Origin of the sequence: Vibrio sp. nBUS_14, assembly GCF_051201655.1 — a bacterium.
Taxonomy (GTDB): Bacteria; Pseudomonadota; Gammaproteobacteria; order Enterobacterales; family Vibrionaceae; genus Vibrio.
In genome coordinates this window covers 432,350-457,452 of sequence record NZ_CP179207.1, presented here as the reverse complement: position 1 = coordinate 457,452, position 25,103 = coordinate 432,350, and the positions used below count along the sequence as shown (strand labels likewise).

Genomic DNA, 25,103 nt, shown 5'->3' with positions numbered 1-25,103 from the left:
CAGATTTATATCTCAACAAGAGTACAAAAATTTAACATTTAGCTCTAAAAACACCACGTAGCGCAAACAATCACCCTAAAAGTAAACTATTCCTAGACACCCTCTTAGATCCCGCTAATATGACCGCCCATTCCACTAGTGTATAGTTGGATTTGGTACAACTTTATAAAAAATACATCACTATAATAAATTAACAATTGCAGGTATTTTATGCAAAATCACAACATGCTCGCCCGCATCGCTCGTGGAAATCTCGTTCTACAGATCCTTGCTGGTATTGTTTTCGGTGTCGTTCTCGCCATGGTTTCTCCTTCAGCAGCTCAAGATGCAGGCCTATTAGGTAGTCTGTTTGTTGGTGCTCTGAAAGCTGTTGCCCCAATTTTAGTATTCATTCTTGTTGCAGCTTCTATCGCAAACCAAAAGAAAGGTCAGCATACTCATATGCGTCCAATCATTGTGCTTTACCTGATTGGTACGTTCTCTGCTGCACTGACTGCGGTAGTACTGAGCTTCATGTTCCCAACCACTTTGACACTGGTTGCTGGCGCTGAAGGTGCTAACCCTCCTCAAGGTATTGCAGAAGTTCTTCATACTCTTCTATTCAAGCTTGTCGATAACCCAGTGAGCGCGCTAATGAACGCGAACTACATCGGTATTCTTGCTTGGGCAATCGGTCTTGGTCTTGCACTGCACCACGCATCTGCAACAACCAAAGCGGTTTTCGAAGACCTTAGCCACAGTGTTTCACACATTGTTCGTTTCATTATTCGTCTTGCGCCATTCGGTATCTTCGGCCTTGTTTCGACTACATTCGCAACAACGGGCTTCGATGCACTAGCAAGCTACGGTCAACTGCTAGCGGTTCTACTAAGCTCAATGCTGATCATTGCTCTTGTCGTTAACCCACTGCTTGTCTTTGTTAAGACAAAACAGAACCCATACCCACTTGTACTGCAATGTATTCGTGAGTCTGGTGTAACGGCATTCTTCACTCGTTCAAGCGCTGCAAACATCCCAGTGAACATGAACCTTTGTAAGAAGCTTGAGCTAGATGAAGATACTTACTCTGTATCAATCCCTCTAGGCGCAACCATCAACATGGCAGGTGCTGCAATCACCATTACTGTGTTAACGCTTGCAGCTGTACACACAATGGGTATTGAGATTGATATCTTCACTGCGATTCTACTAAGCCTTGTTGCCGCAATTTCAGCATGTGGCGCATCAGGCGTTGCCGGTGGTTCACTGCTACTGATTCCTCTAGCTTGTGGCCTATTCGGTATCTCAAACGATGTAGCGATGCAGGTTGTAGCGGTTGGTTTCATCATTGGTGTGATTCAAGATTCTGCTGAAACAGCGCTTAACAGCTCAACTGATGTCGTGTTCACTGCGGCTGTATGTAAAGCTGAGCAAAACAAAGCTTAACAGCTCTTGGGTATTAGGCTTTAGCTCTAAGCTCTAAGTTCTAAAAAAGGGAAGCATTCGCTTCCCTTTTTTGTTGTCTTGGTTTTCTAGATTACGGCTAGAAGCTATATAGATTTATAGCTTCAGTCATTCTTGTCTTACTTATCAAAGCTAACCAACACGGTTTAGTGGTTGCTTTTCCAGCTTGGATCCACTGCTGCCTGACTGAAATCTAGAGAGTTAGGGCTTGCTTCTTTGTTATGCGTTGCTTGATCGCTGGGTGACCCTTGATTCGCAGCTCCGCTATCATGGTTTGGCGTCACCTGCTGGCTGTAATCGACGTTAGAAGCTTGCTCACTCGACGCTTTGGTCTCTATATGATTACCATCGACATTTAACTCCTCACCTTCTTCATCGGACGCTTCTTTAACCTTCTTAGGGACAGGGACATTGCGTTTGTAGAGCTTGTTGAGCGCCTTAATAATTGAGTGCTTAGTGATTGCTTCTTGTGTCAGCTTGGTCATTATCGGTTTAGTCAGAGCCTGTAAGCCCACGACAGCATCAACCCCAAGTTCACCCCCAACTTTATCCCTCAACTGTTTTGCTTCTGAATAACCAAAATGAGCGGACAAAAACAACCAAATATAGGCAATCGCATTACCGTGTTCACCATGGTCAATCCAAGCTTCACCGGCTCTAAACATAGCTTCTGCACTGTTCTTTTCGGCTGCTGTCTCAAACCAGTAAACAGCTTCACCATGATTGGGCTCCACACCAACACCATTCAAGTAACTCAAACCTAGTTTGATTTTTCCGTCTAAGTTGTTTTTATCTGCGGCCTTTTGATACCACTCGAATGAGCTTTCGGCTGAGTAATCTGGGTTTTCTTTGTCTAGACACCACTCACCCATAAACAACATCGATTCGGTGTTTCCACCCGTCGCAGACTCTTCTATGTAGGTATAACCCTTGGGAATATTTTTATCGGTTCCGCGGCCGAAAACGAGCGCTTTACCCATCTCAAACTTCGCGACCATGTCGTTCTCTAAGGCTGAAATCGCAAGCTGCCAAAAGTTGGCTTTTTCTCTTAAAATTAGGTCTTCTTTGCGCTTCATACTCATGCGAACAATGCCGTACATGCCCGTGACATTATCTAAATGCGCGGCTTTGTCGTACCAATATAGAGCTTCCTTAATATTGTTACGTTCAGCCTCTTTCGCCAAATACAGAATCGATGGAACATGCCCGGTTTCAGCTTTGAAGTTACGCTCTTTTTGCTCTTGGATACGTGCTTTTTCAATCGCCTTTCGGTAAGCGACAGCACGCGCTTTACGTTCTTGTTCCAAGCGCTGTTTTCTCAGTGATAAAGAAATCAGCCACACGGCAACAAGTATCAGCGAAAGAGCAGTCGCACCAATTGCGATTCCCATTGTACTCATAAAATTTTTAACCTAATTCGGTTCCGTTCTACCCTATATCGGCCACAAGCAGTCAATATTGAGTAGTTAATTTCTGGAGCAATTAGCCCAGATGGTGAAAGGAGACGCTGTCTCTGCACGCTCCGCCTTAAACTTGATTCAGTACCTCAGGAATACATAACGATAAGAAGTCTGCAAAGACTAATCCGTACGCAACCCAAAAATCACGTGATTTTGCTTCAATAATGATGCTATCTCGAGCTTGTCTTTCATCAAGTTAGGCTCAACCGCTCACCAGAAACTGATACGTGTGACGTTCTAGCTTCTTTTTTGATTTGATATGGAAGAGAAACCGTTAACCTTGCTGCATCTTCTCCCAAATGGTCGGAGAGCCTATGTAGTCTTGAACCGTAGTAATGAACTCTTTGACCAGTTTGGTCTGCTTACGGTGCGGATAGACAGCGTAGATAGCAGTATCGATTGTAGAAATCGGGTAATCCGGAAGCAAAGTAACCAAGCCAAGTTCTTTCATTGAGGCATACAGGTTTGATTGGTCAAGGAAGCCATAGCCTAAGCCATCTTTTACGCAAGACACCATGGTGCGAACATCACTCACCTTATAATTGCCACGAATCGTTAGGCTCTGGAAAGTGTTGCCATACGGCTCTTCACTGATTCTCAGATGATCGACCGTCATATCACCATTGGTATAAATCACAGCGGGTAACGCGAGCAAATCTTGTGGCGTTTTAGGTTCACCATGCTGCTTCACAAAGTCGTTCGAGGCGACCAACATAAAGTTACTGTCGGTAATCTTCTTGGCAATCAAATTCGATTCAACGAGCTTACTGAAGCGAAATGCGATATCAAACTGCCCTGCGATAATGTTGGCGATCTTGTCATCCAATGACAGCACGATCTGAACATCCGGGTACTTTCTCATGAACTGAGTGGTGATAGGTTGCAGATATTGCTGGCCAAAATAGATCGGTGAAGTAATTCGCAGCACACCTTTTGGTTCAGACTGGTATGAATCTGCAATACCTTGGATCTGATTGATGGTGTCTTTCAACACATAGGTTTGCGCGAGAATATCTTCCCCTGCTGACGTCAGCGAGAACGAGCGTGTAGAGCGGTTGAGCAGCTGAACACCTAAGTCTTGCTCAAGTTTTTTGATCTGTTTAGAGAGCGAGGAGTTGTCCATATCATGCAAGGTTGCTGCTTTGGTAAACGACCCTTGTTGAACCACATCTAAGAACAATAACAACTGATTAGTATTGGGCACTGCGCCTCTCCTGAAATAAAACTCGACTAGCGTTCATCTTTGGGGGTATCCATCACAACCATGGTCGTAATGGATTGAACCTGAGCACATTCCCCAAGTACATCGGCATGAAACTTCTTATAGCCCGGCAGATCTTTGGTTTCTACCCTCAGCAAATATTCGTTAGCACCGGTAATGTTGTGGCACTCCACCACTTCTTTTTCCATGCTGACATGCTGTTCAAATTCTAGCTGAGCCAATTTGCTGTGGCTCGATAAACCAATCGAAACATAAGCAATAAAGCCGACCCCCATCAGGCCATTATCCAGAACCGCGCGGTAACCTTGAATGATCCCTTTACGTTCGAGATCTTGTACTCGCCTTAGGGTCGCTGAAGCCGACAAACCAATTCGTTCTGAAAGCTCAATGTTGGAGATTCTGCCGTCCAATTTAAGCTCTTGCAATATCCTTTCGTCAAATCTATCCATAGGTACTTATTATTGTGCATTTAGTGATAATAAGTGAAATAAAAGCACATAATTGCCTCACATTCCACCTACTATGTTTCTCAACACGTGAAAGTCATGACCGGTCAGTCACTTCGTTCATTTTATTGCTGGAGAACCATTATGCCTTTAGAACAACTTAGCGCACTTGCCTTGTTTGCGTTTATCTCGACGTTCACGCCGGGTCCAAATAACATCATGCTCATGACATCAGGTGCCAATGTTGGCTTTGCCCGTACTATTCCGCACATGCTTGGGATAGCTCTGGGGTTTGCAGCCATGTTGTTGTTGGTTGGTTTCGGCTTAATGGGCATTTTCAACGCTTACCCAGTCTCTCACCAAATATTGAAGTACCTAAGCCTGACTTACCTTGTATACCTAGCAATTAAGATTGCATTGAACGGCAAAGCCAAAAGTACCGAAGCTTATAAGCCCATGACCTTCATTGGCGCTGCAAGTTTTCAGTGGGTAAACCCGAAAGGTTGGTCAATGGCACTAACTGCGATTTCTGTTTATAGCAGTGGCAGTTCATGGTGGGAGCTTGCGATCATCGCGGCGATATTCACGCTAGCCAACTTACCATCAGTGACATTCTGGACGGCGGCAGGCAAGCAACTTCAACACTGGCTAACAACACCAGTACGTATCAAAAGCTTCAACTATGGCATGGCGGGCTTGCTGTTAGCATCAACGATTCCAATGCTCTAATCGAATAGTCTCTTACTTTGTGATGGTTAGTAGACGGTACTAGCCATCATTCTCGTTAAAGATATCCAATAATCTCACTTAACCAACAACCAAATATCGCCTGCCCGCTCGGGGTTAACGTCCACACAAACGCCGCAACATTAGCTGCCACTGTCAGCCAATAGATAGATCTGAATGGCTGCTTGTGCGTTTTATGGCGCAGCTTATCTTGAGCAATCAACGCCCCTAACCAACCACCAGCAACAGAAAAGATGTGCAAAGTTTTCTCAGGCACACGCCAATTGCCATTGATCGCCGCCCTCTTGTCCTTTGCATACACAAAAAACGTCACCAATCCGATAACCAGATACCACACCAACAGCGCTTTCGAACCTTCATAAAACAACACAGACACCGCCACCAGAACCAGATAGGTTATGGCGATTTGAATAGATAAAGACAACATCAACTCCTTTTGGGTAACAGCTCACATACTGTAGCAATTACGCCCTATAGATTTTGATAAGGATGAGTAAGGCATATTGTAATTCAGTTAGCCTACCAAATAACAAACAAGCCATTTCATCCCTGCATAACATGATGGAAGTTAAAGGAATGGTAAATATGTACAACCAAAAGTACGCCATCTATCAAGTTTTTACGCGTTTATTTGGCAATAAAAACACCCAACATGTTCCTTGGGGCACAATAGAGCAAAATGGCGTCGGCAAATTCAATGAGTTTACAGACAAAGCGCTGTCTGAAATTCGCAAACTCGGCATTACGCATATTTGGTACACCGGAGTGCCACATCTCGCCGTCATCAACGATTACAAACACCTTGGTATTTCAGACGATCACCCTCGCGTACATCAATCTTTGACTACATCGGCGTCCCACAACACCAAAAGTCGATGAACCACGGTGCATTCGATGGTGGATTATTAAACGACAACGAAAAGCAGCTACGTCACTTCTATCGGCAGGTAATGAACTTTTCGCTTGAGCATTCTTCAATGACACGTGAATATCGAGACTTACACAAGATCAACAACTTGAGTGATTCTGTTTACGCATTCCTGCGCTTTGACCACAAAGAGCCCACCATTGTTGCCGCAAATTTCAGCCAGCAGAACAAAGATAGAATTCACTTGAAGGTTCCAAGTGATGTCATCCAAAAGCTCAAAAAGCGGATGGCAATTAATTGCTAGATGAACATATTGAAAAGGGCACGAATGTACTTTGTTAATTTGATGTAAACAAAACCGAAGCTCTGTAATCTTTGTCCCATACCGCTTTATTCATCTTCCTGGGTACTGACAAGTTCCCTTCGGATTTTCTAAACAAGTTCTGAACAAAACGTCTGCAACAAGCCATATTTAGTGCTGAATCTCCAGCATAAATACATTGTTCATCTTCTTTGAAAATAACGTCCAACGCCCAGTGCTGCTGGTTCTCGATGTGCCAGTGTTTTCTGGTCGCTTGTAAGGCTAACTCTAACGACAAGTGATCTGTGCAAATATAATACGATGTTTCATAACTTCCTTTCCCTTTGACACTTCTATCTCTCACCACTGCAACAACACTTTTAACGACAGACCACTTTTCTCTGAGTGCTTCACTGAAGGCTGCTGGGAGAACGTAAACCTCACGAACCTCTTTTCTGCCATGCCCTTTATCTTCGGTGATGTATGACTCTTGTTTATCTTCAGGCAAAGACCAATAGTCTTGGAATTGTGCATCCACTTCTGCAAGCAAACTGGGCTGATTCAGTTTGACTTGCACTAAGAAATCGCCACCTTTATCAACCACTTTATTCAGAGTTTCAACCTGACAATGCAGGGCATCAGCCGTTAATAGACATCCTTTTATATCTAAAGTATCTAACAGGTTTCTTATCGCTGTTAGCTCCGTCCCTTTGCCTTTACAGGGTTGATGTGTGAGGGTCAAACCTTCATCAACATCGAATGCCGAGACCATATAAAGGGGGTTATCTTGTTTGTTTGCTTTAGCACCTTTTAGTACCTTCCCGTCAACACTGATGATAGGTTGAGCATGCCTCTCTCTATGCAAATTAACCCAGCCCACCATAGCTTCTAAGAGTGTTTCAGGAACAATAGTCCTCATAATTGCTGCAATATTATGACGAGTAGGAAGGCCATTTTCGTAGGGGAAATACTCACGTAACCAGTCGATATTTCCTTCACCAAAATCCTTGATATCCGTCCACTTGTTTTGACCACAAAGCATGGCTGTTATGACAACAAAAGCGACTTCTATAACAGGGTAGACTTGGTTGATGTGCGAACGGGTATCTTTCACTTTTTTTAGCTGTTCAATGATAATCATGCGAGTTTCTCATATTTTTTATTTCATGATCTGATCGTGACTATCAGGAAAAGTTCCAATTGAAAATAAAGTTATTTATTTTCAATAACTAAAGTTCGATCCCGCCCTTATTGCTAGGTAAGCTATATGAAGCAATTTATTCCTAAATGAGGTGCGGAATGTCGGGTTTAAATGACCACTGACTTACACATAGTAATCAGAAGCTAATATAAATGGACGTTCTGGGCTATTTATGGTTTTTATTTACCACTGTTAATTAAAAAATCTCGCCTATTTTACTCTTCTCGAATATCTTAATACGAACTCTATTGATGAATCGCCATTTCATTTCCCAACCTAAGCTCGCTTCCTAAATTTCACATGCATTTAAATTAGACGCTCACACGAAGTCGTTATGCTTTCTACGAAGAACGAAGAACGAAGAACGAAGAATTCAGGAAGTTCGTTACCTCTTAACATTGATGGTTTGGTTAATGAAGGTAAGGGAATGATGTGATTCACTGGGTTGGAGTCTATTGAGGACAAAAAAAGGGAGACTGATGTCTCCCAAAAGGCTAGCTTGCGCTGGTTTTACTATTTTTGTATTAGAATTCTAAGCTCTAGGCTTAATTATGGGTTACTGAAACGACCGCTTTGTCTACATTGTCACCTAACTCATGAATCGCATTGAAAGTGAATGTGTAACTGCCGGCTTCTGTTACGCTCAATTGGCAGTTACCATCAGTGCCAAGATTGATAGAGCCATCTGCAAGCTCAACAGAATCACAACCAAGGTTAGGTGATACCCACTCAGCATCCGCAAACTTGAATCCATAGTCGCCCACTTCCAAAGTGGCTGTTACAGAGTAAACGCCGTTGCTAACAAAGTTCATCGCCCAAGTATCAAGAGGGTTCCATCCATTCATGTCACCACGAACGTAAACCGTTGTTTGACCGTATGGAGGAATACTAGATACATCTTTATCAGAGTTATCAACCGGCAAACCAACACCTTGCGCACCGTCTTGAGCTCGTACAAATACTGCTGTGGTTAATGCAGGTACAGTGAAGGTTTCAGCGGCGAAGCTTGCGCCTTTTACAATGTCATCTTCAGAGTTTTTCTGAACATCTTGAAGTGTAAAGCCAGTAGCTCCGGTGATTTTGAACGACTGAGATTCATTGGTTGAGTTTACAACTGCCACAATCGCATCATTGGCAGGGTCAAGATTTTCCCCCGCAGACACACCATCATCAATAGACATTACAATCAGGCCTTCGACTTGATCTTCGCCAACATTTCGGAAATCGACACGCTTCATGACTTCGTCTGCTGTGTCTAAGCGGAACAGTTCGCTTGAGCTACGGATTTTTAATAGCTCTAGGAATTGCTGCTTAGTAAGCCCAATGTCGTCTGCGTCTGGTTAAGCCGTGCTGTCAGCAATGATAGTTTTGATCAAATCCCAGTTAGCACCATCTTTATCTTCACGTGGTAAGCCAACATTCCAGTTGTTGTCAGTACCATCAAACATTACGCGGTTGTACCAGTCACCTGAATCGTAAGAATCACGCTGCATAGACTTAGAACGAAGTAGTTCAGAACCCATATGGATGAATGGTATGCCTTGGCCTAACATCACGGTAGAGAGCGATACAGACTGCATGCGAGCACGCTCTGCAGAGCTAGTACCTGCAGCGATCTTGTAAGCGTTGTTATCCCAAAGCGTTTGGTTATCGTGTTTGGAGACGTAAGAGATGTTCTCTGAAGGCATCTTGGTGTAGCCAGCGGGTGCGCCGTTGTAATCAACGTTTTTACCCAGTTTGGTGTCGCCTTTGTAATCAATCAACACGTATTCTGCGAGGTTACCTGCCATCCCCAAACGAACAAGGTCTTGGTTGTGTAAACGACCGTTGATTGAGTCTTGGTCGGACTTCGTTTCTTCGTTGGCAATCGCTGCGTTACCAAAGCCTTGGTTAAAGCGAAGTGGGTGGTTGCCTTCTGAGTCGACACCGCCATCGAATGGGCTACCGCCGCGTACTGCATCACGTAAACGATCCGAGAAGGTACCGATTTCTGTGCCTGCCATGTTGATTTGGTTTGCTTGGTCGAAGCGTGCGTTATACGCTACTTCGCCAAAGTCCCAACCTTCACCGTAGAACAGGGTGTTTTCGTCGATTTTACGTACTTCAGCAAGAGCTTCTACCATCACATCTTTTGGTTGGTGGCCCATCAGGTCAAAACGGAAACCATCCACTTTATAATCGTCAGCCCACACCTTAAGTGAGTCGACCATCAATTTACCCATCATTAGGTTTTCGGTCGCGGTGTTGTCACAACAGGTTGAGTTTTCGACGCCACCTGTGTTCACGTTAAGACGGTGGTAGTACCCAGGGACAATCTTATCCAGTACCGACTTATCGTTCACGCCAGACGCGTTGGTATGGTTGTATACCACGTCCATGATCAGCTTAAGATCCATGTCGTGCGTGGCTTTCACCATTTGACGGAATTCTAGAATACGCTTCGAACCGTTAGGATCTGTCGCGTAACTCCCCTCTGGAACTGTGTAGTGGAATGGATCGTAGCCCCAGTTGAAGCTGTCCAGCATGCGCAGGTCATTCATCAACGCTTGGGCATCCCCTGTAGAAGGAACATAGCCATCGAGCACATCTTCGATTATTGTGTTTTCGTCTTCGTTTCCACACAAGGCGGCGGCAGGTTTTACATCGTATAGCTTACCAACGGTGTCAGTAATATCGACACGGTTCGCTTCATCTTCATCAACGGTAGTGATATCGAATGCCGGTAAGATATGCAGCGTCGTTAAGCCCGCATCTTGCAGAGCTTGTAGGTGTTTGACCGACTCACGATCTGCTTCTGTGAGCGCTAGGTACTTACCGTTTAGGTTCGCTGTGCCTGCCTTATCGCTGAAGCTAAAGTCACGAAGGTGAGATTCATACAGTATATGGTCTTCGTCTTTCTCTACGGTTGGGCGTTCGTAGTCGTCCCAGTTCGCTGGTTTCAAGGTTGAATCATTCAGGTCAATGACTTGAGAGTATGCGGAGTTCTTCGACAAACTGAGTGAGTAAGGGTCGGTTACTAGGCGAGTTTCAATGTTACCTGTGGTTGGGTGGTAAACCTTCACTTGGTAACGATAGTAACTGTTGACTGCATTAGACACGGCATCAGTCGTCCAAATGCCCGTTTCAGCACTTTCCGTCATTGGAATGATTTGTGAACTTTGCAGATCTTCGCTGTATAGGACGAGTTCAACATCTTGCGCTGTTGGTGCCCAAAGCTTGAAGGTAGCCGCATTGCCTTCAACAATCGCGCCTAGTTCTTCAGCCATCGCATTACCAGCATCTTCACTAGCAAATACAGCATCAAGCACGCCAGGTTTTTGAACCTCTGTTGAAGAGGTAATGTCGCCATTGGCAGTGTAGGCAACAAGAATTATCTGAGATTTCAAAATGGTGCGTAGCGTGTTGTCGTCAACATCGATCGATAAAGCAGGTAGGCTTGCTAGATGACGGAAACGCTCTTTCAATTCAGAGGGTAGCTCGCCATCTTTGGTTAGCTCAACGGCTGTGCCTCCTAAGATCTCTGTGCCGTTCATGGTGATGCTGTTATCTAGTGCGTAGAACAATTCCATAGAATCGGCGTTACTAGCTGCTTCCCAAACGATAGTATCTGCGTCCAACCAATGCGCTTTTTGACCATCGATATTGACTGGGCGTTCTGAAATTGTGTCGTAGTACAACTCACTGCTGCCATGAAAACCAAACACGCCTTGTGAATCGCCAAGCGTGATTAGATCGATTTTAGAATTTGCACTACCAAACCCTTTTTCGTCGCCATTATGTAAGATGAAATTCATGCATTTGTGTGGATCAGTTGCATCAGGATTGACTTTCAATACATAATAGGCACCGTAGGTATCGCTGATGCCGTCAAATTCATATGGCGCTTCCCAGTTGGTACCCGTTTCGCTGAGACCCATTGCGATTAAGTCTGTGCTAGTACAACCCTCACCATTCCATAGGTGAAGTCCCCAGCCGTCGTAAGTAGAACCCGAAGTGCTTGCAGCTGCTACATCACGTTTGTAGTAAACAACGACTTCGTTTTCGCCAGCTTTGTATAACCCACTGTTGCCAGCATCCGTGTCGCTGTCGTTATCGCTACCACAGCCTGCGATAAGGGTAGCTGTGAAGAGAGACAGAATCGCTTTGGCTAGCGTTGATCGTTTGAAGTTTCTCTTTTTTGTAATGTTGAAGGTGCGTTGTAGAGTGATGTTCTTATTTATATTGTTCACGTTTGATATCCATATTTCACTTTTTATGAAGATGAATATCCTAGTCCGAATGATAGTCAACTATTTGTGATGGCTATATGTAAAGTTATTTTTAATACGTAAAAATAGGAAACCTAATGTCAGTATCACACTTTGTATTTGGTTTAAGTGAAATTAATTGGGTCAACAGCTCATAGTTCGATATTAATAACCTAAGGCGTAGAAGCTAGGAGTAGATAGTAAGGATGAGAGCTCATCCTTATTACTGTGAGGAAGGTATCGAATTGAGAGACTGTTAATTTAACTTGGTAATTAAGTTAATTGTTAATTAGAAAGTAATGGTTGTTAAGTAACTGATATTGATAGATAGGTTATTCTGCCAACGACAATACCCAAACCAAAGATGCGAGCTGTTTTAATTCGATATTAAAATTACCGATGCTATTTTCAATGGTGAATACTTGTTGGTGAACGCCTTCAATATGTAAGGGCGGGATCGAACTTTAGTTATTGAAAATAAATAACTTTATTTTCAATTGGAACTTTTCCTGATAGTCACGATCAGATCATGAAATAAAAAATATGAGAAACTCGCATGATTATCATTGAACAGCTAAAAAAAGTGAAAGATACCCGTTCGCACATCAACCAAGTCTACCCTGTTATAGAAGTCGCTTTTGTTGTCATAACAGCCATGCTTTGTGGTCAAAACAAGTGGACGGATATCAAGGATTTTGGTGAAGGAAATATCGACTGGTTACGTGAGTATTTCCCCTACGAAAATGGCCTTCCTACTCGTCATAATATTGCAGCAATTATGAGGACTATTGTTCCTGAAACACTCTTAGAAGCTATGGTGGGCTGGGTTAATTTGCATAGAGAGAGGCATGCTCAACCTATCATCAGTGTTGACGGGAAGGTACTAAAAGGTGCTAAAGCAAACAAACAAGATAACCCCCTTTATATGGTCTCGGCATTCGATGTTGATGAAGGTTTGACCCTCACACATCAACCCTGTAAAGGCAAAGGGACGGAGCTAACAGCGATAAGAAACCTGTTAGATACTTTAGATATAAAAGGATGTCTATTAACGGCTGATGCCCTGCATTGTCAGGTTGAAACTCTGAATAAAGTGGTTGATAAAGGTGGCGATTTCTTAGTGCAAGTCAAACTGAATCAGCCCAGTTTGCTTGCAGAAGTGGATGCACAATTCCAAGACTATTGGTCTTTGCCTGAAGATAAACAAGAGTCATACATCACCGAAGATAAAGGGCATGGCAGAAAAGAGGTTCGTGAGGTTTACGTTCTCCCAGCAGCCTTCAGTGAAGCACTCAGAGAAAAGTGGTCTGTCGTTAAAAGTGTTGTTGCAGTGGTGAGAGATAGAAGTGTCAAAGGGAAAGGAAGTTATGAAACATCGTATTATATTTGCACAGATCACTTGTTGTTAGAGTTAGCCTTACAAGCGACCAGAAAACACTGGCACATCGAGAACCAGCAGCACTGGGCGTTGGACGTTATTTTCAAAGAAGATGAACAATGTATTTATGCTGGAGATTCAGCACTAAATATGGCTTGTTGCAGACGTTTTGTTCAGAACTTGTTTAGAAAATCCGAAGGGAACTTGTCAGTACCCAGGAAGATGAATAAAGCGGTATGGGACAAAGATTACAGAGCTTCGGTTTTGTTTACATCAAATTAACAAAGTACATTCGTGCCCTTACGCTAGCATGAGACTTGCAACTAAAAGTAATTAACATAATGAGCCTCTATCAAATTTAGGTATCTACAAACTATGTTCAGTAAATCATTGGAAAGCAAGTACATAATAATCAAATCGACTCTACCAACCTGATCTTTGAATACCACATTATAGAGACGACTGGCACCGTCGGTGATGTACATCACTATTTATAATGATTTGATTATTATTTCATATGAAAAATTGATTACAGTCACACTAAATAGTTATCTAAGTCTCTGCGTAGCTTATTATTTAATCTACTATTAATACCATTATAAAAATCTTTGGCACAAATCACATGAAAAGGCTCGTCGGCAGACACCTAGAAGAAATGGCGGACATACGATCCACCCGCAAGCAAAAAATTGTTCACTCCTTTTCACTAACTGCCGCGGCGTTATTCATCTTTTACACTTGGGCTTACTTCCAGGGCCAACACTACACATTGTCGCTATTCGAACTGTGCTTTGCGCTTATCGCTATCTCCAATGCATTTTACGTAAGAAAGGTCGTCAACCCTGATTACTCGGAGCTGATTCTGAGTGGGATATTGTTAGTTCAGGGCATCATCCTATTTTTGTACAGTCACGCGATTCCCGATCGAATTCTTTGGCTCTACCCTATTCTAGCGGCGGTGATTTTTATCAATGACTTCAGAATTGGAATCATCTTTAGCACCTCATTTTGTTTGTTTATCAGCACCTTGATTACGGCAATGCCCAATAACTTTTCTTTGCCATTTAACAGTACACACCGGTTTATTCTTAGCCTGTTTACCATGAGTTTGGTGTGTCACACATCGGCCTATTACTACACAAAAGCCGTCAGCTATATACAACGCCTCTACAAAGAAGGCATTGAAGATCTGGCCTATCGAGACCAACTCACAGGCTTGGCCAATCGTTGGAGCTTTGAGCGCTGGGCGGTCGAGAAGTTAGCAACCGTGGATAGCAAACGATCCCTCACCGCCTTGGTGTTTCTGGATATCGATGATTTTAAAAGTATCAACGACAGCTATGGCCACGATGTGGGCGACAGCGTCTTGCAACATTTTGCCAATCGCTTGAGCAACAATATTCGAACCCGAGATCGAAAGAATCATGAATACGACTATTCCATCGCACGCTTTGCTGGGGACGAGTTCGTTCTGATGCTGTATGACATCCCAACTCGAAAAGACCTCGATGGTATTCTCGATAGAATATGTGGTTTATTTGAAAGCGGCTGTCAGACTAATGAAAGAATCAAAGAGCTAACGCTCAGTGTTGGGGTTTCTTTGTATCCGCAAGATGCACAAGAATTACATGAGTTAACAAGATGCGCCGATAAAGCGATGTATGTGGCGAAACACTCAGGGAAAAACCGATACGCTTATTATCACGACAACCCAGTATCAACCGAATTACCGACGAACCTCACCTGCTCAGAATCTGATGCATCAGAACTTGAAGATTGTCTTGAAGCGAAGGTGGAAGGAAACAATATCACGCTGTTAAAAACGCGTCAGCGCTAGCTAACCATTAATATCGCACACCTATCGCTTACCATTACGCGTACTAACCAGCCATATACATAAGCCAAAGGCTCACTAACCCGATCACAATGATCCATACGACTTGTCGTGTTCGGTTTGGGTTATTGCCTCTAGGTCTCACTACCGTTTTAAAAGCGGCTTGCTTAGCCGACAGAAGAAACGGGGCTTCAATCTCACGTTTTTTCACGCGACGTTTAACAGCGCTATTCGCAACCTCGGTAAAACGTTGGCTTTGCTCCGTTGTAAAGTCGTTATCAAAACCCATCCGACCATGCCTTTCGCCATGTTTTTGCTGAACTGCCATAGCGGCCTCCTTGGCGGTCTACTCTACATTCAAGTATAGACATAATTTCATATTCTTACCTGTTCAAGATTTTCGAATAAGACACTCAACACTATGCCATCTTCTTTTGAAATTAAATTACATAAACTACAGCTATTCAAGTTTATGAGGGTTTCAAAATGACGAATGTAAGAGCAGTAGGTCATGTGATTGCAGCACATGCCACCTCCGATGGTGATGGCGTCAAAATCCAGAGACTCGCTGGTTTCAATAACACACGTTTCTCTCCATTTTTGATGGTCGACGAACTTAAATCGGATGAAAGCAAAGACTACGTTGGTGGCTTTCCTCCTCACCCTCACCGTGGGATAGAAACGCTCACTTACATGCTTAAAGGTCACTTCCAACACAAGGACCACATGGGTAATGTCGGTGAACTTCGTAGCGGTGGCGCACAGTGGATGGCCGCGGGTCGTGGTGTGATTCACAGTGAAATGCCGATGATGGAAGAAGGCGCATTGCACGGTTTTCAGATTTGGATAAACCAGCCTGCAACACACAAAATTCAGCCAGCGCAATACCATGACTTCCAAAGTGAAAGCATTGCAGAACATCAAAACGAACAAATCGGTTTACTTAGAGTGATTTCCGGTGGGTTTGAACTGCATAGACAAACTAAAACGGACGCTATACAAATACAAGGTCCATTACAAACGACAGGTGTGCCATTAAGCGTTGCGGATTGGCGAGCGAATTCAGGGCAAAAAGTGACGTTAGGGACTGATATTAAACATAATTCTATGGCTTATGTTTACCGAGGTAATATCCAAATCGGCGACAAAGTCATCAACCAAGGTCAACTGGCCCTGTTAACAAAAGCTGAATTATTATTTTTAGAAAGCCTAGAAGATTCAGGTGTGTTGATTTTTTCTGGTCAACCGATTGATGAACCGGTTGTGCACTACGGTCCGTTTGTCATGAACTCGATGGAAGAGATTGAACAGGCTATTCAGGATTACAACAACGGTGTTTTTGAGACTTACTGATTTACGATGTCTTGGCTTTGAGCTGATATTGAAGAGGTTTTGCAACGAACAACGAATTTTGGTCGTCCATTTGATGATTGTAAAAACAAGTGACACTATCCACTGCCGGGTTACCTATCACTTATTGAACCACGCTCCAAGAGCGTGGTTTTTTCTTATTAATCGAAACTAAAACCTAGTTTCTTATAAGTACTCACACAAGTAAGCCGTTGCTTCTTTTACTTGTAGGTCGAAAGAAGAATCACCCGCAACGTCAAAAGACTCGCCAGATTGGTATGTTGTCCAATCTTCATCACCTACACGCTTTACAATTAGAGCGCCTTTTACAACGGTCATCTTTTCCGGAGCTGCGGTACCGAATGTGTATTCGCCAGCAGCCATCACACCAACACTCACATCAGCACCAGACTGGTTAAACGCTAACGACTTAACGCCACCATCAAAGTATGCATTCTCTTTAATCATTGTACTTCCTTGTTATCTTCAAATTGCAATTATTAGGCTTCAATGAATCAGCCTATGCGTAAATTCACATGGTAATTGTTTTAACCAATTCACGACATTCCTACAAGAAATAAATACGCATAGCTTGAGTCTTTTCTACAATAGAGATGCATTGATTGAACGAATGCCATCAGAAAAACTTAAAATTAGCCAAAGCAACCCATTTATCTAGAACATTCAATCCTGCTTCTAACTCTCGCAACTATCTTTGCAAACTAAGGTTTTAATTTATAGTATTCAAGGCAGTATAAGTAAGGAAATGACGAAAAATGGCGAAAAAGCGCACTAAAATAGCAGATATATTTGCCAACTCGCTACGTTACCTTTTTCTATTGGTTGCCGCTATCATTGCTCTCACTGCAGGGTATTTGGCCTATCAAACTCACCAACAATCCGTCAGCCCAAGTAATGTCCACGGCACATGGATAGAGATTGGCGCTCCACCTTACAAAACTGACATCCTGACCCTTTCAGACAATGGCGTGATGATGAACCATCGCTTCATCAGTACTTCATTTGATTTTGATGGCAAAGTTGTCACGATCAATACAGGCTCGGGGGCAACGGTTTATACGATAAGTGGTACCTACGATTCCCCTCGTTTAAAGCGACTCGTTCCAAGCGTCCCTTCACAACAGTTCATTAAAGAGGGCTATGAAGACACAGCTGCGGGTGATACCCACAGTGTTATGCAGCAACGACGCACTTCATTAGCGGAACAATTCAAACGATAAACCCCTTCATTTTTTAAAACAAGCACTGTCTTTCACGTACAACCTGCCCCAACTCCATACATCCAACTCTGTGATTCTCCTTAAAATGACGATATTTTCTTATCGCTTGTCGCACCTTTTCATAACTTCATGTCGCGTAATTTCACTTATAAGATTTTCATTCTGAAGACTGTTTATTTTATAAAACATGGACTCCGCCTCTCATTCATTAAGCAACAGAATTGTAACAAGATACAATTTTTTAGCTGTCCATCGAAAACGGATTTATTTTCAGTTATGAAATTAAAACTCTCTCGAATACTGACAAGGAAGCTCCTTCAAAACTGATTGGAGCCGTTTATGGGGCCATTTGGTTCTCGTAACCTTCAAGGAATGAGAGAAATAGTATGATTCGTATTAATACCTGTGCGGCAAGCATTGCTCTAGCGCTATCAGGTACAGCATTAGCTGCACCAACAGCACCTAGCATCGACATGTACGGTTCCAACAACCTACAATTTTCTAAAATTGAACTCGCGATGGAAACGACTTCTGGCTATAACCAAATGGTTAAATATCACGACAAAGCAAAGGTCGACGTTAAATTCAACCAATGGAGCGGAACGTCAGGAAACACTTACAACATCTACTTTGATGGCGTTAAAGTGGCCACAGGCCCTATAACTGGCAGCCAAACGACAGCTTCATTCGAATACGGCCAAGGCGGCTTATTTCAGATGGAAATCGAAGCGTGTGACGAAACAGGCTGTGCCAAGAGTGCACCCGCTCAGATCACAATCGCAGATACCGATGGCTCACACTTAGCGCCACTTGCGATGAATGTGGACCCGAACAACAAGTCATACAACACAGATCCAAACACGGTAGTAGGTACTTACTTTGTTGAGTGGGGCATCTATGGCCGTGATTACACAGTCGATAACCTACCCGCTGATAACTTGACCCATATCCTTTACGGCTTCATCCCAATTTGTGGTCCTAATGAATCAGTAGGCGGTAACAGCTACAACGCACTCATGACAGCGTGTCAGGGCGTTAACGATTACGAAGTAGTGATTCATGACCCTTGGGCAGCTTTCCAGAAGAGTTTCCCTGAACCGGCGACGGTGTCGCCTGAGCGGCCTACGGCCGAAAACAAAGAGACTCAACCGACTAGGGTGCTTTACATGGATCGTTTATCCTATAGGTCATGCATCCGAATAAGCCCATCAAACAACTCTTCAATGCCAACGATACTTGGCTGAACTACCTCAATAAGTACCGAGAAACCCTCCGAACCGTCGTCATTGAAAACGTCACCAAGATGCTCGCTTGCAGTACCGCTGCTTTTGGCTCTAAAGAGTATCGATGCACTCATGCTGACTGCACCCATCACAAATACATTCACCAGACGTGTAAATCTCGCTTTTGCAGCAGTTGTGGCATAAAAGCCACAGAGCGGTGGATACGAAAGCAACAACATGTCTTTCCTGAGTGTGAGTATCAACACGTTACGTTGACGCTACCACACACGTTGTGGCCCATCTTTCGGGATAATCGTTTTCTTCTCAATCATCTCTTTAGCTGCGCAGCCAAAATCTTCTTAGGATGGGCAAAGCAACTCGATATCGATATTGGCGTGTTCTGTGCACTTCATACCTACGGCAGAAAGCTGAATTGGAATGTGCACATCCATTTGTCTGTCACCCGTGGGGGTTTATGTAAGAATACTGGTCTATGGAAGCCGATTTTCTTTAAAGCTAAGACCACTGAGAAGTGTTGGCGCGGTGCCATCACTCAACTTCTCAGCTCCAATTACTCAGAGTTAGACTTGAGTGGAGAGGACTGCCCTTTCATTCGTAATGAGCAAGATTGGTCCCGATTTTTAACCAGCCAATATTGCCGTCGATGGAAGCTGCACTTTGCAAAGAAAACAGCCAACGTGACGCCAACCATGACTTACCTGGGTCGATACCTAAAACGGCCACCGATATCGGCGTCGCGTTTACGACATAACTTCCAGGGAGGCTTGGTGACGTTTGATTACCTCAACCATAGGAATGGTCGAACGGAATCCCTCATTTTGAGTCCAGAAGCTCTGATAGAACGCATGATTGAGCATATTCCAGATAAGCACTTCAAAATGATTCGATACTTCGGTTTTCTATCAAACCGACGTCGTGGTGAGATGCTCCCTAAGGTCTACGGTGCCTTGGGTGTCGCACCTAAAGACGCACCTGAAATGCCCGGTTACGCAGCTATGCTGAAAGGGTATGTGAAGGTTGATCCGTTTGAGTGCATTCTTTGTGGGCACCGTTTAACGTTTCTTCGCTTTAGGGCTGGGGAGCCGCTGTCAGAGCTGGTCCACCATGCTCTGGTTCAAGCCCAAATCAGGTCAATTTAGGCGTTTCACAGGATGGGTGTATCTGAAATAGCGAAAACAGCATGAAAGTGTTCAACAAACATCCGTGTTTAGATTGTAGAGCAGAAGTTAGGTCTGTCCGGGACTCATTCTGACGTGAGTTATGCCGCGATTGTTCAGGTCAGGAAACATTGAGATTCCTTACCTTCAAGCTGGTCACGAATACAGCTCACCTATTAAGGGGAATTACGCAATGATGATGGCGCTAAAACAGCGCAATCCAGACTTGAAAATCATCCCATCAATTGGTGGTTGGACACTGTCTGACCCGTTCTTCGATTTCACTACAAAAGCGAACCGCGACACGTTCGTTGCATCGGTTAAGAAATTCCTCAACACATGGAAGTTCTACGACGGCGTTGATATCGATTGGGAATTCCCAGGTGGAGGCGGTGCTGCTCCCGATCTTGGTGACCCTGTAAATGACGGCCCTGCTTACATTGCATTGATGGCAGAGCTGCGCGTTATGTTAGATGAACTAGAAGCTGAAAACGGCCGTACTTACGAGCTAACATCTGCGATCGGTGTTGGTCACGATAAGATCGAAGACGTGAACTACGGAGATGCTATCCAATACATGGATTACATCTTCGCAATGACTTACGACTTCTACGGCGGTTGGAACAACGTGTTAGGTCACCAAACAGCACTAAACTGCGGTAACTTCATGCGTCCTGGTCAATGTGATGGCACAGGCCTTGATGAAAATGGCGAACAGTACACTGGTCCTGCTTATACCACAGAAAACGGCATCCAATTGTTGCTTGAGCAAGGTGTTCCAGCGAACAAACTTGTGGTTGGTACAGCGATGTATGGTCGTGGTTGGGAAGGCGTATTACCATCATCACTTTCAGATCCAAGCGATCCAATGACAGGCGTGGGTAATGGCAAACTGACCGGCAGCTCTGCTCAAGGTGTATGGGAAGATGGCGTTATCGATTACAAAGGCATTAAAGCGAACATGCTTGGCGCAAACAACCAAGGCATCAATGGCTTTGAATATGGCTACGACGAGGTGGCAGAAGCGCCTTACGTTTGGAACCGCACTTCAGGCAAGTTGATTACATTTGATGATGACCGCTCAGTGAAAGCAAAAGGCGCGTACGTTCGTAGCCTTGGTCTTGCAGGTCTATTCTCTTGGGAAATTGATGCAGATAACGGCGATATCCTAAATGCAATGCATGAAGGTCTAGCAGTTGGCACTACAGACCCTGTAAACCGTAAACCAACGGCAGCTGCAGGTGCTGACCAATCCTTTGAAGGTCCAGCTTCTATTTCTCTAGATGGCAGTGCTTCAAAAGACAGCGACGGCACAATCGCTAGCTACGCTTGGTCACAAGTTAGCGGTCCAGCCGTAACACTGGCTAATGCTAATGCAGCTGTCGCAAGCTTCGATGTTGTGGAAGTCGCACAACAAGAGACTCTAACATTCAGCCTAACCGTAACAGACAACGAAGGCGCAACGTCAACAGACACAGTTGTTGTCACGGTAAACCCTAAAGACACAAGTCCAGTTAATACCGCTCCAGTAGCAGTAGTTACCGCTCCTTCTGAAGTGAATGCCGGTGATGTAGTAGTGGTTGACGCTTCGGCTTCTAGTGATGCAGACCAAGACACTCTAAGCTTCACATGGGATGTACCAGCAGGTATTAACGCAACAGTACAAGGCGCTTCAGTAAACTTTGCCGCGGCGGAATACACGCAAGACACGGTAATGAACTTCTCTGTGACAGTGAGCGATGGTACCGATACATCAGTCGCGGCTGCATCAGTAAAAGTCCTCAAGAAAACCACAGGCGGTGGCACATGTACTAACGCTTGGGATTCAAATGCGGTCTACACTGGCGGCGACCAAGTGACACAAGGCGGTAAGGTTTGGGAAGCGAAATGGTGGACAACCGGTGAAGATCCAACAACGACAGGCCAATGGGGCGTGTGGAAAGAGATCGGTCCAGCAAGCTGTGCTAACTAAAAATAGGGTTTAGCTAAACACCTAAAAGTAAAGGCCAACCAGATAACCTCTGGTTGGCCTTTTTATTATTTGTTTTCTTAACTGGCGTACCGCTGACTTACGCTAGTTAGACTTAGCCTATCAAGTTATCAAAGCTCTCGAATACTTGTGGGCACTTCATTACTCGCCCATGGCCTTGGCCTTGAGTCGCAATCAAGGTAACGCGACCCATTTCATTAGCCGCACGCTGAGATACATCAAACTTAGTAAACTTATCTTGCTCATCATGAACGATGATCGTCTGAGACTCACGAAGCGCTAGCTTTCCATAGGGATCAACAGACTGAATTGGGTAGTTAAACTGCTCTTCCACTTCACCCACCACCGCCTCAAACAACTTCATTGAGTAACCAGAACGAGCCACGCTGCCAAATAGATTTTCTAAATAATCCAACACTGGAGCAATTAGCAACAAAGGTTTGTTTTCTAATTTAACGTGCTTACATTCCAACGCAGAAGCCGTACCCATACTGTGACCGACTAAACCTGCTACTTCACCAACCGAATCTAGAATCGCCTCTAAGCCGTTCACAAACGCAGGGATATGACCATGCACGCCATCGCTGCCACCATGAGCAGGATGATCGTAAGCCAAGGCCGTAAAACCTTTCGCGGCGATGTGTTCCATTAAAGGAAAAAACTGACTCGCGGTGCCTGACCAACCGTGGATAAGCACCCAAACTGGACCGGTACCCAAAGAATACGTTTTTAAGACGCCATCACGACCTTTGATTTCACTCTTGATGAGCCCTTGTGGATCGGCGTTTTTTTGCTCGGTACGCATCGGAGTGAGCAGCAGTTTACGTGCTGTTTTCTTTGCGTGACTCGGTGCTAGGATGTAATGCAGATTTGTCGTAGCGCCAATTAAGCTACGCTTTAAGCTGAACTTGTTCGATGTATTAAAATAGATTTTTTCACTCATGACAGTTCCTTGTATCGCCATCATAATTGGCGGATTGAGCTCGGCCCTAAGAATCGAACGACCGTGCTATTTGTTAATGTAAAAAATGGCGTTGCTGCTACTTATAAAAGTTAATCGTAGCTTTGCGCCATTTCTCTTAAAATTATTTGTCACTGTTACCTCGCTTAACTTACCTAAGCAATGCTCCGCTTAAAACGAATTAAGCGACTTTCCAGCTAGCGATTAAGCGCTGTACACCACTCCAAAAGTGGGTGTGGCTCGCTTGTTGACCTCGCAACGAGTAGAACAAGTTCGCACTCAAATAAAGGCCATATAACTCAAAGGTTGCCTGTTTTGGATCTAAATCGGCCCTGAACTGTTTGCTATCAACCGCTTTTGCTACCTGAATCGTCAAGTAATCAATCCACACTGAAATGGTTTTCTGTAGTGCCTTCTGAATCACAGACGTTTCGCTGCCTGCATCTTTCCAAGCATCAATAAACATACAGCTGCCTTGGAATGAATGATTCCAACCCAACCAGTTATCGAGCAGTTGTTTAAGCTTGGCTTCAATATCACCGTCGCCCAACTCTCTCGCCGGAATGATGACTCTTTCAGTGAATATGGCGTTGGAATATTTGAGCACAGAGAGTTGCAGGTTCTCTTTAGAGTTGAAATGCGCGAACAAACCACTCTTAGACATACCACACTGCTTGGCTAATTCGCCAATCGTTAAACTCTCAAGGCCATTTTCGCTCGCAAGTGCAAATGCATGGCTCAAAATATACTCTTTGGTTATCTTCCCTTTGCTCATTATTCACCAATGATAAATCTGATGATTTATTTTTAGCACGTTCGTACTTTTTTTCAAGTTTTTTGCTTAACCACTGGGATTTGATTTCTCTTATCCAAGAATTGTGGAAAAATGCGGCAGTATTCAAAGGAATTTGAGTTAACCGATTATTGAATTAACCAGTGATCGCGTTGAGTAACATTTGAATTTGGTAATTATTGAGTTTAGTAACTAGGGAAAGAGAATGAACACACTTTGGGAACAGTTTACGTTTTCGGCGTCGGTAACAGGCCCGATCTGTTTAATGCTGTTTCTTGGTGTCATGCTCAAGCGAATTGGCTTAATCAATGACCATTTCATTGATATTGCTTCTAAGGTGGTATTTCAAGTCACCCTGCCTGCAATGCTGTTTTTGAGTATTGTTCAGTCTAACCACGACTTTGCCGCAAGTGGAAAGCTCGTCATTTTTGGCTTAGTCGCCAACCTTGCCTTCTTCGTATTCACCACAGTAAGCACCAAAATAGCCTTTAAGAAACCTCAAGACCAAGGCGTCATAGTACAAGGTGGCTTTCGTGCCAACACTGCCATTATAGGTCTCGCTTGCGTTACTAATATATACGGTAACGACGGTGTCGCACTTGCCGCTCTTTATGTCGCATCGCTAACGGTTCTCTATAATATTCAGGCGGTTATTGCGCTCACGCCGAAAGGTCAAGAGTCGGGTGACAAAGCCATTCAGGTGATTGTTAAAACACTCACCAAAAACCCTCTTATTATCTCGATCGCTATGGGTGTCTTGTTCTACTTATTATCCATTCCAGTACCTAAAATGGTGACAGATGCAGGGCAGTATTTTGCCAATATGACGTTACCGTTAGCCCTACTATGTACTGGAGGATCGCTTGATATACGCTCTCTGAAAAAAGATAAAGGCCCAACTTGGTTCTCTACGGGATACAAACTTGTTTTGGCTCCGCTATTCATCACTCTGGCTGCTCTATTCTTCGGCTTTAGAGGGTTAGATCTTGGTCTTATTTTCTTGATGAGCGCCGCCCCAACCGCAGCAGCGAGCTATGTTATGGCGCGTGCGATGGGCGGAAATTCCACATTGGCCGCTAATATTATCGCGCTAACCACCGTTGTTTCACTTATCACTTGTACGCTTGGCATCTTTGCGCTTACTGCAATGGGGTTACTATAGCTGCGACAGGCTTCAAAGAATCTATACGTGCCTTAGTACAAAGATCGCAACCCTTGAT

18 protein-coding genes and 4 pseudogenes are annotated in these 25,103 nt (G+C 44.0%); 12 read left to right on the top strand and 10 right to left on the bottom strand.

From position 1 onward, the window contains the following. Window positions 1–210 precede the first annotated feature (210 nt). Complete coding sequence (gene sstT / locus ACMAZD_RS19645; RefSeq protein WP_004732110.1) at window positions 211–1,425, top strand: serine/threonine transporter SstT; 1,215 nt, start codon at window positions 211–213, stop codon at window positions 1,423–1,425. 164 nt (window positions 1,426–1,589) lie between these two features. Here the strand turns inward: sstT and ACMAZD_RS19640 are convergent, their stop codons facing one another. The 3 genes from ACMAZD_RS19640 to ACMAZD_RS19630 all read right to left on the bottom strand — a co-directional run bounded on the left by ACMAZD_RS19640 (window position 1,590) and on the right by ACMAZD_RS19630 (window position 4,574). Continuing rightward, complete coding sequence (locus ACMAZD_RS19640; protein WP_435250562.1) at window positions 1,590–2,834, bottom strand: tetratricopeptide repeat protein; 1,245 nt, start codon at window positions 2,832–2,834, stop codon at window positions 1,590–1,592. A gap of 343 nt (window positions 2,835–3,177) precedes the next feature. Beyond that, window positions 3,178–4,107: a LysR family transcriptional regulator gene (locus tag ACMAZD_RS19635; protein ID WP_435250258.1), complete on the bottom strand. Its 930-nt coding sequence runs from the start codon at window positions 4,105–4,107 to the stop codon at window positions 3,178–3,180. A gap of 26 nt (window positions 4,108–4,133) precedes the next feature. Beyond that, on the bottom strand, window positions 4,134–4,574 hold the full coding sequence (locus ACMAZD_RS19630) for an Lrp/AsnC family transcriptional regulator (RefSeq protein ID WP_435250257.1): 441 nt from the start codon (window positions 4,572–4,574) through the stop codon (window positions 4,134–4,136). 141 nt (window positions 4,575–4,715) lie between these two features. Here ACMAZD_RS19630 and ACMAZD_RS19625 point away from each other — a divergent pair, with 141 nt between their 5' ends. Continuing rightward, window positions 4,716–5,300, top strand: a complete 585-nt coding sequence (locus tag ACMAZD_RS19625; protein WP_435250256.1) for a LysE family translocator — start codon at window positions 4,716–4,718, stop codon at window positions 5,298–5,300. A 55-nt stretch (window positions 5,301–5,355) separates the two neighbouring features. Here the strand turns inward: ACMAZD_RS19625 and ACMAZD_RS19620 are convergent, their stop codons facing one another. Next, the gene (locus ACMAZD_RS19620; protein ID WP_435250255.1) at window positions 5,356–5,745 is read right to left on the bottom strand and encodes a DUF1294 domain-containing protein; all 390 of its coding nucleotides are present in this window, start codon (window positions 5,743–5,745) and stop codon (window positions 5,356–5,358) included. A gap of 158 nt (window positions 5,746–5,903) precedes the next feature. Between ACMAZD_RS19620 and ACMAZD_RS19615 the strand changes: the two are divergent. Beyond that, window positions 5,904–6,149: pseudogene (locus tag ACMAZD_RS19615) on the top strand (alpha-amylase); the annotation flags it as partial. Window positions 6,150–6,193: 44 nt separating this feature from the next. Further along, on the top strand, window positions 6,194–6,490 hold the full coding sequence (locus tag ACMAZD_RS19610; RefSeq protein WP_435250254.1) for a hypothetical protein: 297 nt from the start codon (window positions 6,194–6,196) through the stop codon (window positions 6,488–6,490). A gap of 34 nt (window positions 6,491–6,524) precedes the next feature. On the opposite strand, the gene ACMAZD_RS19605 is transcribed toward ACMAZD_RS19610, so the two are convergent. Continuing rightward, window positions 6,525–7,628 carry an ISAs1 family transposase gene (locus tag ACMAZD_RS19605; RefSeq protein WP_435247125.1) on the bottom strand — a complete coding sequence of 368 codons (1,104 nt, stop codon included), beginning with the start codon at window positions 7,626–7,628 and terminating at the stop codon, window positions 6,525–6,527. A gap of 605 nt (window positions 7,629–8,233) precedes the next feature. Continuing rightward, window positions 8,234–11,872, bottom strand: a pseudogene (gene pulA, locus ACMAZD_RS19600) (pullulanase-type alpha-1,6-glucosidase). Between the two features lie 619 nt (window positions 11,873–12,491). On the opposite strand from pulA, the gene ACMAZD_RS19595 reads away from it, so the two are divergent. After that, window positions 12,492–13,595, top strand: a complete 1,104-nt coding sequence (locus ACMAZD_RS19595; RefSeq protein ID WP_435250253.1) for an ISAs1 family transposase — start codon at window positions 12,492–12,494, stop codon at window positions 13,593–13,595. Window positions 13,596–13,968: 373 nt separating this feature from the next. Beyond that, the gene (locus tag ACMAZD_RS19590) at window positions 13,969–15,150 is read left to right on the top strand and encodes a GGDEF domain-containing protein (protein ID WP_435250561.1); all 1,182 of its coding nucleotides are present in this window, start codon (window positions 13,969–13,971) and stop codon (window positions 15,148–15,150) included. A 43-nt stretch (window positions 15,151–15,193) separates the two neighbouring features. Here ACMAZD_RS19590 and ACMAZD_RS19585 read toward each other — a convergent pair whose 3' ends face one another. Then, window positions 15,194–15,475 (bottom strand): hypothetical protein, encoded by a 282-nt coding sequence (locus ACMAZD_RS19585; protein ID WP_435250252.1) that lies wholly within the window; start codon window positions 15,473–15,475, stop codon window positions 15,194–15,196. A 158-nt stretch (window positions 15,476–15,633) separates the two neighbouring features. On the opposite strand from ACMAZD_RS19585, the gene ACMAZD_RS19580 reads away from it, so the two are divergent. Next, entirely contained in the window at window positions 15,634–16,500 is an 867-nt protein-coding gene (locus tag ACMAZD_RS19580) for a pirin family protein (protein ID WP_435250251.1), read from the top strand. Window positions 16,501–16,683: 183 nt separating this feature from the next. Here the strand turns inward: ACMAZD_RS19580 and ACMAZD_RS19575 are convergent, their stop codons facing one another. Further along, window positions 16,684–16,965: a pyrimidine/purine nucleoside phosphorylase gene (locus ACMAZD_RS19575; RefSeq protein ID WP_435250250.1), complete on the bottom strand. Its 282-nt coding sequence runs from the start codon at window positions 16,963–16,965 to the stop codon at window positions 16,684–16,686. A gap of 308 nt (window positions 16,966–17,273) precedes the next feature. On the opposite strand from ACMAZD_RS19575, the gene ACMAZD_RS19570 reads away from it, so the two are divergent. The 4 genes and pseudogenes from ACMAZD_RS19570 to ACMAZD_RS19555 all read left to right on the top strand — a co-directional run. After that, window positions 17,274–17,738, top strand: coding sequence for a DUF2850 domain-containing protein (locus ACMAZD_RS19570; RefSeq protein WP_435250249.1), 465 nt, complete (start codon window positions 17,274–17,276; stop codon window positions 17,736–17,738). 386 nt (window positions 17,739–18,124) lie between these two features. After that, window positions 18,125–18,835 (top strand): annotated as a pseudogene (locus ACMAZD_RS19565) (chitinase N-terminal domain-containing protein); the annotation flags it as partial. 92 nt (window positions 18,836–18,927) lie between these two features. After that, window positions 18,928–20,121: an IS91 family transposase gene (locus tag ACMAZD_RS19560; protein WP_435250153.1), complete on the top strand. Its 1,194-nt coding sequence runs from the start codon at window positions 18,928–18,930 to the stop codon at window positions 20,119–20,121. Window positions 20,122–20,287: 166 nt separating this feature from the next. Beyond that, window positions 20,288–22,111 (top strand): annotated as a pseudogene (locus ACMAZD_RS19555) (glycosyl hydrolase family 18 protein); the annotation flags it as partial. 112 nt (window positions 22,112–22,223) lie between these two features. On the opposite strand, the gene ACMAZD_RS19550 reads toward ACMAZD_RS19555, so the two are convergent. Next, window positions 22,224–23,072, bottom strand: coding sequence for an alpha/beta hydrolase (locus ACMAZD_RS19550; RefSeq protein ID WP_435250248.1), 849 nt, complete (start codon window positions 23,070–23,072; stop codon window positions 22,224–22,226). 199 nt (window positions 23,073–23,271) lie between these two features. Continuing rightward, window positions 23,272–23,865, bottom strand: coding sequence for a TetR/AcrR family transcriptional regulator (locus tag ACMAZD_RS19545; RefSeq protein ID WP_435250247.1), 594 nt, complete (start codon window positions 23,863–23,865; stop codon window positions 23,272–23,274). A 223-nt stretch (window positions 23,866–24,088) separates the two neighbouring features. Between ACMAZD_RS19545 and ACMAZD_RS19540 the strand changes: the two genes are divergently transcribed. Continuing rightward, window positions 24,089–25,045 (top strand): AEC family transporter, encoded by a 957-nt coding sequence (locus ACMAZD_RS19540; RefSeq protein WP_435250246.1) that lies wholly within the window; start codon window positions 24,089–24,091, stop codon window positions 25,043–25,045. Window positions 25,046–25,103 lie beyond the last annotated feature (58 nt).

Bases quoted from the DNA above. Each gene is read 5' to 3' on its own strand.
- sstT (WP_004732110.1), top strand. From the start codon at position 211: ATGCAAAATCACAACATGCTCGCCCGCATCGCTCGTGGAAATCTCGTT.
- ACMAZD_RS19640 (WP_435250562.1), bottom strand. From the start codon at position 2,834: ATGGGAATCGCAATTGGTGCGACTGCTCTTTCGCTGATACTTGTTGCC.
- ACMAZD_RS19630 (WP_435250257.1), bottom strand. From the start codon at position 4,574: ATGGATAGATTTGACGAAAGGATATTGCAAGAGCTTAAATTGGACGGC.
- ACMAZD_RS19625 (WP_435250256.1), top strand. From the start codon at position 4,716: ATGCCTTTAGAACAACTTAGCGCACTTGCCTTGTTTGCGTTTATCTCG.
- ACMAZD_RS19620 (WP_435250255.1), bottom strand. From the start codon at position 5,745: ATGTTGTCTTTATCTATTCAAATCGCCATAACCTATCTGGTTCTGGTG.
- ACMAZD_RS19610 (WP_435250254.1), top strand. From the start codon at position 6,194: ATGAACCACGGTGCATTCGATGGTGGATTATTAAACGACAACGAAAAG.
- ACMAZD_RS19605 (WP_435247125.1), bottom strand. From the start codon at position 7,628: ATGATTATCATTGAACAGCTAAAAAAAGTGAAAGATACCCGTTCGCAC.
- ACMAZD_RS19595 (WP_435250253.1), top strand. From the start codon at position 12,492: ATGATTATCATTGAACAGCTAAAAAAAGTGAAAGATACCCGTTCGCAC.
- ACMAZD_RS19590 (WP_435250561.1), top strand. From the start codon at position 13,969: ATGGCGGACATACGATCCACCCGCAAGCAAAAAATTGTTCACTCCTTT.
- ACMAZD_RS19585 (WP_435250252.1), bottom strand. From the start codon at position 15,475: ATGGCAGTTCAGCAAAAACATGGCGAAAGGCATGGTCGGATGGGTTTT.
- ACMAZD_RS19580 (WP_435250251.1), top strand. From the start codon at position 15,634: ATGACGAATGTAAGAGCAGTAGGTCATGTGATTGCAGCACATGCCACC.
- ACMAZD_RS19575 (WP_435250250.1), bottom strand. From the start codon at position 16,965: ATGATTAAAGAGAATGCATACTTTGATGGTGGCGTTAAGTCGTTAGCG.
- ACMAZD_RS19570 (WP_435250249.1), top strand. From the start codon at position 17,274: ATGGCGAAAAAGCGCACTAAAATAGCAGATATATTTGCCAACTCGCTA.
- ACMAZD_RS19560 (WP_435250153.1), top strand. From the start codon at position 18,928: ATGCATCCGAATAAGCCCATCAAACAACTCTTCAATGCCAACGATACT.
- ACMAZD_RS19550 (WP_435250248.1), bottom strand. From the start codon at position 23,072: ATGAGTGAAAAAATCTATTTTAATACATCGAACAAGTTCAGCTTAAAG.
- ACMAZD_RS19545 (WP_435250247.1), bottom strand. From the start codon at position 23,865: ATGAGCAAAGGGAAGATAACCAAAGAGTATATTTTGAGCCATGCATTT.
- ACMAZD_RS19540 (WP_435250246.1), top strand. From the start codon at position 24,089: ATGAACACACTTTGGGAACAGTTTACGTTTTCGGCGTCGGTAACAGGC.